The sequence below is a fragment of the Achromobacter pulmonis genome (assembly GCF_002885955.2).
Lineage (GTDB): Bacteria > Pseudomonadota > Gammaproteobacteria > Burkholderiales > Burkholderiaceae_B > Achromobacter > Achromobacter pulmonis_A.
Genome location: NZ_POQS01000001.1, coordinates 1060478 through 1075650 on the forward strand (window position 1 = coordinate 1060478; position 15173 = coordinate 1075650).

Sequence of the window (15173 nt, forward strand, 5' to 3'; positions counted from 1 at the left end):
TAAAAAAGGCCGCCCGAAGGCGGCCGCGGCATACGGCTGGCGCGGAATTATTTTTCCAGCGCGGACAGGCGGGTTTCCAGCTGCTCCACCTGCGCGGCCAGCTGGTCCACGCGGGCGCGGGTGCGGGCCAGCAGATCGGCCTGCACGTCGAATTCCTCGCGCGTCACCAGGTCCAGCTTGGAGAACGCCTGCGTCATCATCGCGCGCACGTTGCGCTCCACGTCCGCGGCCGGGCTGCGGGCGATCAGGTCGGAGAGATTCTTCTGGATGTCTTCCATCCACTGGGTGCGATTGTTCATGACGGCCTCACGATGTTCTTGATGACTCAAGTGTAATGCGTCGCCGCGCCGCGCTTTCCCGGGACGAAAAAAAAGGGCGGGCCGCATGCGGTGACCGCCCTTCAAAGCACAGGAGAAAACCGGGCTGCCATGGCGGCAACCCCCTACCAACATCGGTACCCGTCGGGCCGCGGCCTGCGGCCCGTGGCGTCTTCATGACGACAGGAACTGTGTTCGATTCTTCTTCACCCGAACGCGCGCAACAAGCTCGTGCGTGTAAACCCTCGTATCAGCAAAAACCGCAACAGTCCTCGATTCCGCCTCATCGCGGCAGCTCGCCGCGCGCTCGTGATTCCATGCGAAAGCCTCATGCCGCAAGGCTGAGCGGCCCGTTGCGCGGTTCAATCGGGCCGTGAAATTAGGGGTATATGCAGATATTTATCGAAATATACGTTGCATTGATTTGCAACACATATCGGATTTGAAACATGTTTGGTTGCATGTTCCGAACGGTGCAGACCGCGCACCAACTTGAGGCCGCGACACGGCTCGCGCGCACCACCTCGGTGCGGCCAGGCACGGTTGCGGGCGTGCACCGGGGCGCCTCCCGCGTGCGCAAACATGGCACGGACTTTGCTTGATACCCGGAGCCAACGTGCAACCATGAGAGGAAATGCCATGAAACTCATCATCGCCATCATCAAGCCCTTCAAGCTCGACGAAGTGCGGGTGGCTCTGTCCGGGATCGGGGTCCAGGGGCTGACCGTTACCGAGGTCAAGGGATTCGGCCGCCAGAAAGGCCACACCGAGCTCTACCGCGGCGCGGAATACGCGGTCGACTTCCTGCCCAAGCTGCGCATCGAGGCCGCCGTGCCCGACCACCTGGTCGACCAGGTCATCGAGGCCATCGAAATGGCCGCCCGCACCGGCAAGATCGGCGACGGCAAGATCTTCACCGCCCCGTTGGAACAGGTGATCCGGATCAGAACAGGCGAAGCCGGCGAAGCGGCGCTCTGAACGAACAAATAAATAAAGACTCAATGGAGCCTGAAAATGGATAAAGCGGATATCTCCTGGTTGCTCGTCTCTACCCTGCTCGTATTGATGATGGCCGTACCCGGTCTGGCGATGTTCTATGGCGGCCTGGTGCGCAGCAAGAACGTGCTGTCGGTGCTGCTGCAAGTGTTGTGCACGTTCGTGCTGGGCCTGGTGCTGTGGTTCATCTATGGCTATTCGCTGGCCTTCACCGAGGGCAACGCCTTCTTCGGCGGGCTGTCGCGCGCCTTTTTCGCCGGCATCTTCAATCCGGCGGACGGCGCCTACGCCATGTCGAACACCCTGACGGAGCTGCTGTTCGCGTCGTTCCAGGCCACGTTCGCCGGCATCACCTGCGCGCTTATCGTCGGCAGCTTCGCCGAACGCGCGCGCTTTTCGGCAGTGCTGGTGTTCACCGTGATCTGGTTCACGTTCGCCTACGTGCCCATCGCCCACATGGTGTGGTTCGCGTCCGAGACGGCGCCCGGCCTGCTCAACGCCAAGGGCGCGCTGGACTTCGCCGGCGGCACCGTGGTGCACATCAACGCCGGCGTGGCCGGCCTGGTGGGCGCTTATGTGGTGGGCAAGCGCGTGGGCTACGGCCGCGAAGCCATGCAGCCGCACAACCTGCCCATGACCTTCGTGGGCGCGGCCCTGCTGTGGGTGGGCTGGTTCGGCTTCAACGCCGGTTCCGCGCTGGCCGCCAACGAGAACGCCACGCTGGCCTTCTTCAACACCATGATCGCCACTGCGGGCGCCGTGCTAGCCTGGCTTTTCACGGAATGGGCCGTCAAGGGCAAGCCCTCGATGCTGGGCGCGGCCTCCGGCGCGGTCGCCGGCCTGGTCGGCATCACCCCGGGAGCCGGCCTGGTCGGCCCGGTGGGCGCGCTGGTCATCGGTGTGGTCGCCGGCGCGGTCTGCGTGTGGGGCGTGAACGGCCTGAAGCGCCTGCTGCGCGCCGACGACGCCCTGGACGTGTTCGGCGTGCACGGCGTGGGCGGCATCGTCGGCGCCCTGCTGACCGGCGTGTTCAACGCCCAGGTCCTGGGCGGTCCCGGCCTGGCCGAGGCCGGCATGATCGGCCATCAGCTGTGGGTCCAGCTCGAAGGCGTGCTGCTGACCGTGGTCTGGTCCGGCGTGGTGGCCTGGATCGCCTACAAGATCGCCAATGCCCTGTGCGGTATGCGCGTGCCGGAAGACCAGGAACGCGAGGGCCTGGACGTGACGAGCCACGGCGAATCGGCTTATCACTCTTAGGCCCACCCCCGAGGCGCCTTTGGCGCCTCCCCCTCAAGGGGGCGCCGCGCTTGGACCGGCAAAGCCGGATCCAAGGCGGCCCCGATCGGGGAGGCGGCGTCTCAGTCTGTCGAAAAAAAAAGCCCGGGGCTTGTGGCTCCGGGCTTTTTTGTCTGCGGCGGCTGGGCGCGGTTCAGCCGGGGCCCAGGGCGTCCAGGTCGACCGGGAGGGCGCGGTTGAGGGCGGCGGCCACCTTGACGCGCAGGGCGTTGGAGTGGGCGCGGCGCACTTCGCGTTTGACGTCCAGCAGCTGTTGCGGGTGCATGGAGAACTCGGTCAGGCCCAGCCCCAGCAGCAGGCGGGTCATGCGCGAATCGCCCGCCATTTCGCCGCACACCGCGACCGGCTTGCCGGCGCGTTCGCCGGCATTGATGGTGTGCGCGACCAGGCGCAGCACGGCCGGATGCAGCGGGTCGTACAGGCCGGCCACGTCGTGATCGCCGCGGTCGATCGCCAGCGTGTACTGGATCAGGTCGTTGGTGCCGATGGACAGGAAGTCCAGCGCCTGCGCGAAAGGCTCGATGGCAATGGCGATAGCGGGCACCTCGACCATGGCGCCCACATCCATGTGCGCCGCGTAGGGCTGGCCGCGGGCGTCGAGTTCGCGGCGCGCCGCTTCGATGGCCGCGCGGGTCGCCACGACCTCGTGCATATGGGCGATCATGGGTATCAGCAGACGCACCGGTCCGTGGGCCGAGGCACGCAGGATGGCGCGCAGCTGGGTCGCGAACATTTCCGGGCGCGCCAGGCAATAGCGGATGGCGCGCTGCCCCAGCGCGGGGTTGGTGGCCACGGTGGCCTCGCCGTCCAGCGTCTTGTCCGAGCCGATGTCCAGCGTCCGGATCGTGACCGGCCGCCCGGCCATCACCTTCACCACGGACGAATACGCTTCGTACTGCTCTTCCTCGCCGGGCAGGTCGGGCCGCCCCATGAACAGGAACTCGCTGCGGAACAGGCCGATGCCGTGCGCGCCGGAGGCCAGCGCCAGCGCGGCCTCGTCCGGCAGTTCGATATTGGCGTGCAGCACGATGTCGATGCCGTCCAGCGTGATCGACGGTTCGTCGCGCAGCAGGCTGAGTTCGGCGCGCTCGTCCGCATAGGCGGACTGGCGGCGGCGGTATTCCTGCAGGATGCGGTCGGAGGGATTGACGATCACCGTGCCGGCCGCGCCGTCGATGATCAGCATGTCGCCGTCGCGGACCAGCTCGCGCACGTTGCCCATCGCCACCACCGCGGGCACGCCCATGCTGCGCGCCACGATGGCGGTATGCGAGGTGGGCCCGCCCAGGTCGGTCACGAAGGCCGCGAAACGCCCGCCGCGCAGGCGCAGCATGTCGGCCGGCGAGATGTCGTGGGCCACGACCACCAGCGCGTCGTCGCCCCCCATGTGGGACATGTCGGGCAGGATCGCCGAGGAGCCCGCCAGCACGTGCAGCACGCGCTCGATGACCTGGCGCACGTCGGCCCCGCGCTCGCGCAGGTACTCGTCCTCCATGGCGTCGAACTGCTGCCCCAGGATCTGGCCCTGCGTGGTCAGCGCCCATTCGGCGTTGTAGTGGCGCTCGGCGATGAGGGCCAGCGTCTGCTCGGCCAGCAGCGGGTCGCCCAGCAGCAGGCTGTGCACGTTCAGCATGGCGCCCAGCTCGCGCGGCGCGTCGGCCGGCAAGGTCTCGGCCAGTTGCAGCAGTTCCTGCTGCGCCGAAGCCAGGGCGTCGGTCAGGCGCCGGCTTTCGGCGACCACGTCCTCGGGTGCGATGCGGTAGTGCGCGACTTCGAGCGCCGCCGCGCCCATGACGACGGCGCGCCCGATGGCATATCCCTTGGCGACGCCTTTGCCGTAAAGACACACGACGGGGCTGGCACAGCCAGCCCCGTCGTGTGTGTCCATGAGGGTCGCAGACGTGCCGGCCCGAGCCGCGCTCAGGCCGGCGGATTCAGAAGAAGTTCTATTCCTGCTCACCGAATTTGCTATCGAACAGAGTTTCAATTTCGGCAAGGGCTTGCTCGGCATCGCTGCCCGAAGCCTCCAGCCGCACCGTCACGCCCAGCCCGGCAGCCAGCATCATGACGCCCATGATGCTCTTGGCGTTCACGCGCTGCGCGCCGCGCGAGATGAAGATCTCGCTTGAGAACTTGCTGGCCAGTTGCGTCAGCTTGGCGGCCGCGCGGGCGTGCAGGCCAAGTTTATTGCTGATGACGATGTCTGTATTAGGCATAGGAAGAATTATGGCCGCGGCGGGAACCGCGGTAGGGATTGCAGCAAAACGTCGAACCGGATGTCAGCCGAAAATATCAGCCGACATGATAGGGCAAATTACCGCCCGTCAGTCTACACGCAAGACGCCCTGCACTCCGCCGGACAGGGCTTTTTCGCGGGTTTCGGCCAGGGGCAGGTTGCGGTAGGTCAGCGCCCGCAGCAGCATCGGGGTGTTCAGCCCCGCCAGCACGCAGCACTGGATGCCCTGCGCCTGCGCGTCGGCCACGGCCCGTTTGGCGATGTTCGCGGGCGTGGCGCCGATCAGGTCCGTCAGCACCAGCACCCCGCCCCCGTGCTCCTGTTCGAGGATGTCCTTGAGCACGTCGGGCGCCAGATCGTCCGGCCGGTCCTCGGGCTGGATATCGTGGATGGCCAGCATGCCGTCGATGTCGCCCATGACGTGGCTGGCGCATTCGCGCATCGCCGCGCCCAGGGGCGCGTGCACGACGATGACAATACCCGTGGCCATGGCGGCGCCCCGGCTCAGGCCGCGGTCTTGCCCGCCACAGCCCGTTCCAGCGCCGTGACGAACATGCCCGCGACGTCGAATCCGGTCTGTTCCGCGATTTCGACAAAGCAGGTGGGGCTGGTGACGTTGACTTCGGTGACGTAATCGCCGATGACGTCCAGGCCGACCAACAACAGGCCGCGCGCGGCCAACCTGGGCGCCACGGCCTCGGCGATTTCGCGGTCGCGCGGCGACAGCTCCTGCGCCACGCCGCGCCCGCCAGCCGCCAGGTTGCCGCGGGTTTCGCCGGCCAGCGGAATGCGGGCCAGCGAATATGGCACCGGCTCGCCGCCGATCAGCAGGATGCGCTTGTCGCCGTTGACGATCTCGGGAATGTAGCGCTGCGCCATGATGGTGCGCGCGCCGTCTTCGGTGAGGGTTTCCAGGATGGCGTTGAGGTTCGGGTCCTTGGGCTGGAGCCGGAACACGCCGGTGCCGCCCATGCCGTCCAGCGGCTTGACGATGACGTCCTGGTATTTGTCGTGGAAGGCTTTCAGGCGCGCCATGTTGCGGGTCACCAGCGTGGGCGCGGTGAACTCGCTGATTTCGGTGATCGCCAGCTTTTCCGGATGGTTGCGGATCGCGGCGCCGCCGTTGAACACCCGGGCGCCCTGCGCCTCGGCATATTCGAGCAGGTGGGTGGAATACACGTATTCCATGTCGAACGGCGGGTCCTTGCGCATGACGACCGCGCCGAAATCCGCCAGCGGCAGGTCCTGCGCCGCGGATTCGCGCCACCAGTCGTGGCCGTGCAGATCGGCGTCCGCGACCAGTTCGATGGGGGTGGTCACGGCCTTGACCGTGCCTTCCTCGATGTAGAGGTCGCCCTGCATGGCCACGCTGAGCGTGTGGCCGCGCGCGACCAGGGCGCGCATCATGGCAACCGAGCTGTCCTTGTACGCCTTGAGCAGCGGCAAGGGATCCAAAACGAACAATACGTGCATCGCGACACCCTGAACGGACGCCGCCTTCCCTCGCGGGAAGGCGGCTTTCTTTTTGACATCGTAGCGCAGAGCCGCCCAATAAGCGAACCCGCCGGTCCACGGCGCGGACGGCGGGTTCTACGGGCAACCGTGCTGAAGGCGATCCCGGCTAAGGGCGCCTCCCGGCGCTCAGGCCGATTCGGACTTGCCCGAGGGCGCGGCCTTCTTCTTGGGCGCCAGCACCATGACCATCTGACGGCCTTCGAGCTTGGGCATGGCTTCGACCTGGGCAAGTTCCAGCAGATCGTCGCGCACACGTTCGAGTACCCGCATGCCGAGTTCCTGGTGGGCCATTTCGCGGCCCCGGAAACGCAGCGTCACCTTGGCCTTGTCGCCTTCTTCGAGGAAGCGGCGCAGGTTGCGCAGCTTGACCTGGTAGTCGCCCTCGTCGGTGGCCGGACGGAATTTGACTTCCTTGACCTGGATGACCTTCTGCTTGGAACGGGCTTCAGCCTGGCGCTTCTGCTCCTGGTACTTGAACTTGCCGTAGTCCATCAAACGGCAGACCGGCGGCTCGGCGTTCGGCGCGATTTCCACCAGATCCACGTCGCTTTGCTCGGAAAGACGGAACGCTTCGGCGATCTTGACGATGCCGAGCTGTTCTCCGTCCAGACCTATCAGGCGCACCTCGGGGACGCGGATTTCACCGTTGATGCGATTGGCTTTTTCAGTGGCGATGTTGAAAGCTCCTAGAAATGTTAAGCAGCGCTGCTATCGGGTTGATTGACGTCGCGGCGGGTGGCGACGTCCTCGGCCAGTCGCGCGACGAATTCGTCGATGGCGATGGCGCCGAGGTCCAGACCACCCAGCCCGCGGACGGCGACGGTGCCGTTTTGTTTTTCCTTGTCGCCGACGACCAGGATGTACGGAACCTTTTGCAGGCTGTGTTCCCGAATTTTACGAGTGATTTTTTCACCGCGCAAATCGGACTCCACTCTAAAGCCTTGTTTTTTCAGGCTTTGCGTGATTTGGGCCGCATAATCGGCCGAAGGCTCGGAAATGCAGCACACCACGGCCTGCACCGGAGCCAGCCAGGGCGGCATGGCGCCGGCGTGGTTTTCGATCAACATGCCGATGAAACGCTCCAGCGAACCGAGGATCGCACGGTGCAGCATGACCGGCGGACGGCGCTGGTCGTTCTGGTCCACGTACTCGGCGCCCAGGCGCACGGGCATGGAGAAATCGACCTGGATCGTGCCGCACTGCCAGTGGCGGCCGATGGCGTCTTTCAGGGTGTATTCCACCTTGGGACCGTAGAAAGCGCCCTCTCCCGGCGAAATCTCGAATTCGCAGCCGGTGCGGCGCAGGCTCTCCATCAGGGCCGCCTCGGCCGTGTCCCAGACCTCGTCCGAACCGATGCGCTTTTCCGGACGCGTGGCGACCTTGTACAGCACCTCGGTGAAACCGAAGTCGCGGTAGACCTTCTGCAGCAGCGCCGTGAAGTCGGCGCATTCGTCCTGGAGCTGTTCTTCGGTACAGAAAATGTGGCCGTCGTCCTGCGTAAAGCCGCGCACGCGCATCATGCCGTGCAGCGAACCCGAGGGCTCGTTGCGGTGGCACTGGCCGAATTCGCCGTAGCGCAGCGGCAGTTCGCGATAGGAATGCAGGCCGGCGTTGAAGATCTGCACATGGCCCGGGCAGTTCATGGGCTTGAGGCCGTAGACACGGTTCTCGGACTCGGTCGTGAACATGTTTTCACGGTAGTTGTCCCAGTGGCCGGTCTTTTTCCAGAGCGAAATGTCCAGGATCTGCGGCGCCTTCACTTCCTGGTAGCCATTGTCGCGGTAGACGGAGCGCATGTACTGCTCCACCTGCTGCCACAGGGTCCAGCCCTTGGGGTGCCAGAAAATCAGGCCCGGGGCCTCGTCCTGGAAATGGAACAGGTCGAGCTCGCGGCCGATCTTGCGGTGGTCGCGGCGTTCGGCCTCTTCCAGCATGTGCAGATAGGCGTCCTGTTCTTCCTTGGTGGCCCAGGCGGTGCCGTAGATGCGCTGGAGCATCTCGTTCTTGCTGTCGCCGCGCCAGTAGGCGCCGGCCACCTTCATCAGCTTGAAGACCTTCAGCTTGCCGGTGGACGGCACGTGGGGGCCGCGGCACAGGTCGATGAAGTTGCCTTCGCGGTACAGGCTGAGCGTCTCGTTCGAGGGGATCGAGGCGATGATCTCGGCCTTGTACTTTTCGCCGATGCCCTTGAAGAATTCGACGGCGTCGTCGCGCGACCACTCTTCGCGCGTGACGGTTTCGTCCTTCTTGGCCAGTTCGGCCATTTTCTTTTCGATGGCGGCCAGGTCTTCGGGCGTGAAGGGACGCTTGTACGAGAAATCGTAGTAGAAGCCGTTGTCGATCACCGGGCCGATAGTGACCTGGGCGTCCGGGAACAGCTCCTTGACGGCATAGGCCAGCAGGTGGGCCGTGGAATGGCGGATCAGATCCAGGCCGTCGGCGTCCTTGGCGGTCACGATCGCCAGGCTTGCGTCGCCTTCGATGCGGAAGCTGGTGTCGACCAGCCGGGATTGCTCGCCTTCGAACGTGACGCGCCCGCCCAGGGCGGCCTTGGCCAAGCCCGTGCCGATCGACTGCGCCACTTCAGCGACCGTTACCGGCCCCGGATATTGGCGCTGCGAACCATCGGGCAATGTGATCTGTACCATCGGGAGTCTTTCCTGGAGGTTCTGGAAACTGAAAAATCAAAAAACGGAAACGAAAAACGCGGCCTGGAAGCCGCGTTCTTTGGATTGTCTTGCTGAGTTCTGCCGCTGACCTGACACGGAGAAACCCGACGCACGAAAACACTAACGCGACATAGGGCGAAAGTTCCGGGTCGTAGTTCGTGCCAGCGGGTAAAGCATGGTGCGGTGCCTGTGTGGCTCGCGCTTGAAACGCGCGTAACCAAAATTCGTTTATCTGACCCGATTGTAGCACTAATGCCGCCTTTTCCGTGGCGAAAGCGCGACATCCAGCCCTAGGACTCCGACCTGTCCGTACCGCCGTCCGCCGACTCGATGCCGAAATCTGCGTCTGGCGGCTTGTCGTGTATCCATTATTTTTGTATTGTAACCAAACTTTAATCGTCATAGGCCATATTTACCGCCAGGAAAAGTCAAACAGTACAACGGTCCGAAATCAGCGCATTTCCAGTGCGAACAGCCGGCCGAAAACGTAATCTGGCTGCTACCAATCTAGGACCAACAGCGAACTCAGCGCGGAGCCGGCCTCCGGCATTCCGCCCCAACCAAAACAGCGGAAAGCACAAGATGAAACCTATTCCAGCGCCCCGCACCGCGGCACTCAATTCCTCCAGCCCCGCGCGTCCCGAAACCGGCAATCTGCCGGAAGCCCGCCAACACCTGCTGCTGTCGCGCCTGCCCCCGGTGGTCAACGTGGCCGTCCTGGACGACCACCCGGTCATCGCCGTGGGCGTAAGCGCCTATCTCGAAAGCCGGTCCGGCTTCCGGGTCCTGCACCAGGAAACCTCGGCCCGATCGTTACTGGAAAAGCTGTCCCACACGCCTTGCGACGTAGCCCTGGTGGATTTCTACCTGCCGCAGGATCTCTGGGACGGCGTGAGCTATCTGCGGCGCCTGCGCCGCTATCACCCCAACATGGCGATCATCACATTCTCGGCCGGCAACCGCCAGGAAACCCAGTACGCCGCCTTCCGGGCGGGGGCAAACGGCTACATGGCCAAGAAATGGGGTTTGAGCCTGCTGCCCGAAATGATCCGAGGCGTGCTCAGCGGCAAGCACAAGTTCCTGACCGTGCGCGACGGCCGGGTCCACTCGCAAGAGCCCACCGCCCCGCACGAATCGCTGACCACCTCGGAAGTGGAGATCCTGCGCCACATCAGCCAGGGCTTTTCGGTGACACAGATCGCGGCGCGGCTGGTGCGCAGCAAGAAGACCATCAGCACGCACAAACGCTGCGCGATGCGCAAGCTGCAGCTGTCCGACGACTTGTCGCTGGCCCTGTACCTGCGCGAGAAGTTCGCGATCGAATGAAGCGCCCCGCCGCTCCCGCTATCGGTCTCTTAGATGATGCGGGAGTAGCTGGCCCCGCTGGCGGCCGATTGCAGGTAGCCGTCGAAGGCCATGGCCACGGCGCGCACGAAATACCAGCCCAGGCCGGTCACGCGCAGCGCGCCTTGCTGCAGTTCGACCAGGCCCAGTTCGGCCAGGCTGGTCATCTGCTCCAGTTCGGGGCTGAAGTAGTCGCCGAAGCACAGGCGGTGGCGCGCCTCGATGCGCGCGAAGTCCACGCGCCCCTGGCACATGATGTCCATGATGATCTCGCGCCGGACCAGGTCGTCCTCGCTCAGCGCCAGGCCTCTTTCCACCGCGAAGCGTCCGGACTCGATGGCCGCGTAATAGGTGTCCAGGTCCTTGGCGTTCTGGCTGTAGGTGTCGCCGATGCGGCCGATGGCCGACACGCCCAGCGCGACCAGGTCGCGGTCGGGCTGCGTGCTGTAGCCCTGGAAGTTGCGATGCAGCTCGCCGCGCCGCTTGGCCACGGCCAGCGAATCGGAGTACAGGGCGAAATGGTCCATGCCGATGTACGAATAACCCTGCTTCAGGAAGCCGTCGATGGCGGCGCTGAGCAGGCCCACCCGCGTGGCGCGGGGCGGCAGGTCGATCTCGTTGATGCGGCGCTGCGGCTTGAAGCGCGTGGGCAGATGGGCATAGGCATACAGCGCGATACGGTCGGGCCGCAGCGCGATGACCTGCTCGATGGTGCGGCCGAACGATTCCGCGGTCTGCAGCGGCAGGCCGTAGATCAGGTCCACGTTGACCGAGTCATAGCGCAGCTCGCGGGCGCTGCGCACCAGCGCCTCCACCGACTCGAAGGACTGCACCCGATGCACCGCCGCCTGCACGCGCGCGTCGAAATCCTGCACGCCGAAGCTCAGGCGGTTAAAGCCCAGCCGGCGCAGATAGGCCAGCCGCTCGGGCGTGGCGGTGCGCGGATCGACCTCGATGGAAAGCTCCGCGTCGGGTTCGAAGCGGAAGGCGCGGCGCAGGTCCGCCATCAGGCGGTCCAGCTCGGCGTCGGAGAGAAAGGTCGGCGTGCCGCCGCCGAAATGCAGCTGCGAGACCGGCACGCCCTCGCCCAGTTCGCGCACGTGCAGGCCGATCTCGGCGGCCAGCGCGTCCAGGTAGCGGGCGGCGCGGTCATGGTGACGCGTGATCACCTTATTACAGGCACAGTAATAACAGACCGACTCGCAGAAAGGGATGTGCACATACAGCGAGAGCGGTTCATCCGGGCTGGTCGCCCGCCGCTGCCGCAGGGCCAGCCGGTAGTCCAGTTCGCCGAAACCGGCGTGATACCGGTCGGCAGTGGGATAAGAGGTGTAACGCGGCCCGTTCTTGTCCAGCCTTGCCAGCAGTTGGGGCGGAAACAGGGGCTTGGCGACCGCGGGCGCCTGGGCTTCGGACGGTTGAGGACGGGGAGCGGCTTGCATACTCCGGATTATTCGCCTGCGCCGGCCCGCCTCATTTGATCTGGCGCAAAACCAGGCCCTTAAAATGAGGCCATTCAAGTCTCACGATAAGGAAATCCCATGGGCACCGAACTGGATGGCCGCCTTCTGGCCATGCGCCAGGCGTTGGCGATCGCCATCGCCCTGTCCACCCGCAGCAGCCCCCAGGCCACCGACATGGCGCTGGAACTGCTCGGCGACCTGAAGGCCAGCCTGGACGACACCCCTTCCGACAGCCCCTTCGAAACGCCCGAATGGGTCGCCGGCGCGCACGACGAACTCGACGGCATCGCCCGCCTGGTGCGGGCCTTCACCCAGACGCCCGAACCGGGCGGCGAGGCGTAGCCAGCGGCGTTCAGCTGGTTTCGCGCTGGACCAGCGTGAACCCCAGGTCCACGTGGCGTTCGGCGACGGCCTCGCCCGCCAGGTGCCGCATCAGCAGCCCGGCCGCGGCCGCGCCGATCTGGTAGCGGGGCGTGGCGATGGTCGACAGCGGCGGCGTGGTCCAGGCCGAACCGGCCAGGTCGTGAAAACCCACGATGGCCATGCGCTGCGGCACCGCCAGGCCCAGCCGGCCGCACTGGAACACCGCGCCCTGGGCCAGGTCGTCATTGCAGAAAAAGACCGCGTCGCAATCGGGATGGGCGGCATGCAGGTCCTGCAGCAATGACGCGCCCAGGCCGATGGACGATTTTTCCGGCGTCATGATCTCCAGCGCCGCGTCGTACAGGCCCGCGTCCCGCAGCGCCTGGCGGCAACCCTCGCAGCGGCGCAGCGAACGCGGGTCCAGCTGCGCGCCCACGATGCCGATGCGCCGGCAGCCGCGCTCGACCAGGTGGCGGCCGGCGGCGTAGCCCGAATCGAACTGCGAGAAGCCGACGCTCATGTGCTCGCCGCCGTCCAGGGTTTCGATGGTGTGCACCGTGGGCAGCCCGCGCGCGCGCAGCAGCTCCCATACGCTGGGGCTGTGGTCGATGCCGGTCAGGATCAGTCCGTCGGGCGAATGCTGCAGGTATTTGCGCAGCAGGCCTTCCTCCTCGTCCGGGCCATAGCCGGTCACGCCGATCAGCATGTGGTAGCCGTGGCGGTCCAGCACTTCCTTGATGCCGGCCAGGATGTCCACGAACACCACGTTGCTCAGCGACGGAATCAGCACCACGATGGTCTGCGAGCGCGCCGACGCCAGCGCGCTGGCGGCGTGATTGGGAACATAGCCCAGCTCCTCGCATGCCTGCGCGATGCGCAGGCGCAGCGCCTCGGCCACCTTGTCCGGCGTGCGCAAGGCGCGCGACACCGTAATGGCGCTGACGCCGACGCGGCGCGCGACATCCTGCATGGTGACGCGCCCGGCGTGCGGGCTTCGGGGTTTACGGACGGACATTTGTCCTCGGCATGAGTTGGCGAGCGCGTAGTCTGACCCAAAAAACAAAGGCTTGCCAAAGCAAAAATGTTAGCGCTAACATTTTCGGCAGCATAAGCCAAAAATTCCGCACGACGCAGAGGAGACAAACCATGCGAGCCTTCCCACCGGGGCGGCCTGGCGGTTCGCCGCTGGCCCGCGCTGCCGACTGGTGCTTCGCGTTGCAGACCTGGCTGATGGCGGCCTGTCTGGCCGTAATGGTGGTGTTGCTGTTCGGCAATGTGGCGCTGCGCTACCTGTTCAATTCCGGCATCAACGTATCGGACGAGATCTCCCGCCTGGCCTTCGTCTGGATGATTTTCCTGGGCTCGGTGATCGCGCTGCGCAGCCACCAGCACATCGGCGTCACCATGCTGGTCGAACGCCTCGGCCCGGGCGCGCGCCGCGCCGCGCACGTTTTCAGCCAGCTGCTGATCCTGTGGGTGCTCTGGCTGATGGCCGATGGCAGCTGGACCCAGACCGTCATTGGCCTGGACACGGCGCTGCCCGTCACCGGCATGCCGCTGGCGGCGTTCAACGCAGCCACGCTCTATGCCGCGGTCGCGATGGGCCTGCTGACGCTGGCCGATCTGGCGCGGGTGCTGGCCGGCGGCCCCCTGCCCCTGCCTCCCGGCCATGCGGGAGGCCAGGAATGACCCTCGCCCTGTTCCTGTTCGTGCTGCTGGGGCTGATCGCCCTGGGCCAGTCCATCGCCTTCGCGCTGCTGCTCAGCGCGATCGCCTTGATGGTCCAGCTGGACTTCTTCGACACCCAGATCCTGGCACAGAACATGCTGTCGGGCGCCAACAGCTTCACGCTCATGGCGGTGCCCCTGTTCATGCTGGCCGGAGAACTGATGAACGCCGGCGGCATTTCGCGCCGCATCGTCAATCTGGCCACCTTGCTGGTGGGACACATACGGGGAGGCCTGGGTTATGTCGCCATCTTCGCCAGCGTGCTGCTGGCGGCCCTGTCGGGCTCGGCCGTCGCCGACGCCGCGGCGCTGGGTTCCCTGCTGATTCCCATGCTGCGCGAAAAAGGCTACGACGCGGGCCAGGCCTCGGGGCTGATCGCCGCCAGCGGCATCATCGCCCCCATCATTCCGCCGTCGATCGCCTTCATCATCTTCGGCGTCGCCACCAACGTTTCCATCACCAAGCTGTTCTTCGCCGGCATCGCACCCGGGCTGATGATGGGCCTGACCCTGGTGGCGGTATGGGCCTGGGTGGCGCGCCGGCATGGCGGCGCCGGGCCGGCGCCGCGCGCCTCCTGGGGCGAGCGCGCCCGCGCGCTGCGCGAATCGCTGTGGGCCCTGATGCTGCCGGTCATCATCATAGGCGGGCTGCGCGGCGGCATCTTCACCCCGACCGAGGCGGCCGTCGTCGCGGCGGTCTACGCGCTGCTGATCAGCCTGTTCGTCTACCGCGAAATCGGCCTGCGCGATCTGGCGCCGCTATTCGTCAACGCCGCCAGCACCACCGCCGTGGTCATGTTCCTGGTGGCCGCCGCCATGGTGTCCTCCTACATGATCACGCTGGCCGACATGCCCGAAGACCTCATCGCGCTGCTGGACCCGGTGCTGGACCGGCCCAAGCTGCTGATGTTCGCGCTGCTCATCCTGCTGACGCTGGTGGGCACGGTGATGGACCTCACGCCCACCATCCTGATCCTGGCGCCGGTGCTGATGCCGGTGGTCACCAAGGCCGGCATCGACCCCGTCTACTTCGGCGTGATGTTCGTCATGGTGGGCTGTGTGGGCCTGCTCACGCCGCCGGTCGGCACCGTGCTCAACGTGGTCTGCGGCGTCGCCCGCATCAATATGGAAACCATCATCAAAGGCGTGTGGCGCTATGTCGTCGCCTACACGCTGCTGTTGATCCTGCTGGTGATCTTCCCTGAACTGATCACCGTCCCTGCACGCTGGATGCATTAGAAAAATCC

15 protein-coding genes are annotated in these 15173 nt (G+C 65.5%); 6 read left to right on the forward strand and 9 right to left on the reverse strand.

Annotation, left to right across the window (positions count from 1 at the left end):
* Positions 1-47: 47 nt before the first annotated feature.
* A complete protein-coding gene (locus tag C1I89_RS04960) occupies positions 48-299 on the reverse strand; it encodes an accessory factor UbiK family protein (protein ID WP_102771639.1) in 252 nt (83 codons plus the stop codon).
* Between the two features lie 657 nt (positions 300-956).
* Here C1I89_RS04960 and C1I89_RS04965 point away from each other — a divergent pair.
* Together C1I89_RS04965 and amt are read left to right on the forward strand one after the other, a co-directional pair.
* Entirely contained in the window at positions 957-1295 is a 339-nt protein-coding gene (locus C1I89_RS04965; RefSeq protein WP_102771640.1) for a P-II family nitrogen regulator, read from the forward strand.
* Positions 1296-1331: 36 nt separating this feature from the next.
* Positions 1332-2570 carry an ammonium transporter gene (gene amt / locus C1I89_RS04970; protein WP_102771641.1) on the forward strand — a complete coding sequence of 413 codons (1239 nt, stop codon included), beginning with the start codon at positions 1332-1334 and terminating at the stop codon, positions 2568-2570.
* 172 nt (positions 2571-2742) lie between these two features.
* Here amt and ptsP read toward each other — a convergent pair whose 3' ends face one another.
* The 6 genes from ptsP to thrS all read right to left on the reverse strand — a co-directional run bounded on the left by ptsP (position 2743) and on the right by thrS (position 9008).
* Positions 2743-4497 (reverse strand): phosphoenolpyruvate--protein phosphotransferase, encoded by a 1755-nt coding sequence (gene ptsP / locus C1I89_RS04975; RefSeq protein ID WP_102771642.1) that lies wholly within the window; start codon positions 4495-4497, stop codon positions 2743-2745.
* Between the two features lie 58 nt (positions 4498-4555).
* On the reverse strand, positions 4556-4825 hold the full coding sequence (locus tag C1I89_RS04980; RefSeq protein ID WP_102771643.1) for an HPr family phosphocarrier protein: 270 nt from the start codon (positions 4823-4825) through the stop codon (positions 4556-4558).
* Positions 4826-4933: 108 nt separating this feature from the next.
* Entirely contained in the window at positions 4934-5335 is a 402-nt protein-coding gene (locus C1I89_RS04985; protein ID WP_102771644.1) for a PTS sugar transporter subunit IIA, read from the reverse strand.
* A gap of 14 nt (positions 5336-5349) precedes the next feature.
* Positions 5350-6318, reverse strand: a complete 969-nt coding sequence (gene gshB, locus C1I89_RS04990; RefSeq protein ID WP_102771645.1) for a glutathione synthase — start codon at positions 6316-6318, stop codon at positions 5350-5352.
* Between the two features lie 168 nt (positions 6319-6486).
* Positions 6487-7035, reverse strand: coding sequence for a translation initiation factor IF-3 (gene infC, locus C1I89_RS04995; protein WP_102771646.1), 549 nt, complete (start codon positions 7033-7035; stop codon positions 6487-6489).
* Between the two features lie 20 nt (positions 7036-7055).
* The gene (gene thrS, locus C1I89_RS05000; protein ID WP_102771647.1) at positions 7056-9008 is read right to left on the reverse strand and encodes a threonine--tRNA ligase; all 1953 of its coding nucleotides are present in this window, start codon (positions 9006-9008) and stop codon (positions 7056-7058) included.
* A gap of 603 nt (positions 9009-9611) precedes the next feature.
* Between thrS and C1I89_RS05005 the strand changes: the two genes are divergently transcribed.
* Positions 9612-10355 (forward strand): response regulator transcription factor, encoded by a 744-nt coding sequence (locus C1I89_RS05005; protein ID WP_102771648.1) that lies wholly within the window; start codon positions 9612-9614, stop codon positions 10353-10355.
* Between the two features lie 29 nt (positions 10356-10384).
* Here C1I89_RS05005 and hemN read toward each other — a convergent pair whose 3' ends face one another.
* The gene (hemN, locus tag C1I89_RS05010) at positions 10385-11815 is read right to left on the reverse strand and encodes an oxygen-independent coproporphyrinogen III oxidase (protein ID WP_102771649.1); all 1431 of its coding nucleotides are present in this window, start codon (positions 11813-11815) and stop codon (positions 10385-10387) included.
* Between the two features lie 99 nt (positions 11816-11914).
* Between hemN and C1I89_RS05015 the strand changes: the two genes are divergently transcribed.
* A complete protein-coding gene (locus C1I89_RS05015; protein ID WP_102771650.1) occupies positions 11915-12178 on the forward strand; it encodes a hypothetical protein in 264 nt (87 codons plus the stop codon).
* A 10-nt stretch (positions 12179-12188) separates the two neighbouring features.
* On the opposite strand, the gene C1I89_RS05020 is transcribed toward C1I89_RS05015, so the two are convergent.
* Positions 12189-13214: a LacI family DNA-binding transcriptional regulator gene (locus C1I89_RS05020; RefSeq protein ID WP_102771651.1), complete on the reverse strand. Its 1026-nt coding sequence runs from the start codon at positions 13212-13214 to the stop codon at positions 12189-12191.
* A gap of 131 nt (positions 13215-13345) precedes the next feature.
* Between C1I89_RS05020 and C1I89_RS05025 the strand changes: the two genes are divergently transcribed.
* A complete protein-coding gene (locus C1I89_RS05025) occupies positions 13346-13888 on the forward strand; it encodes a TRAP transporter small permease (RefSeq protein WP_102771652.1) in 543 nt (180 codons plus the stop codon).
* Positions 13885-15165 carry a TRAP transporter large permease gene (locus C1I89_RS05030; protein ID WP_102771653.1) on the forward strand — a complete coding sequence of 427 codons (1281 nt, stop codon included), beginning with the start codon at positions 13885-13887 and terminating at the stop codon, positions 15163-15165. The genes C1I89_RS05025 and C1I89_RS05030 overlap by 4 nt, the downstream gene beginning before the upstream one ends.
* The last annotated feature ends 8 nt before the right edge of the window (positions 15166-15173 follow it).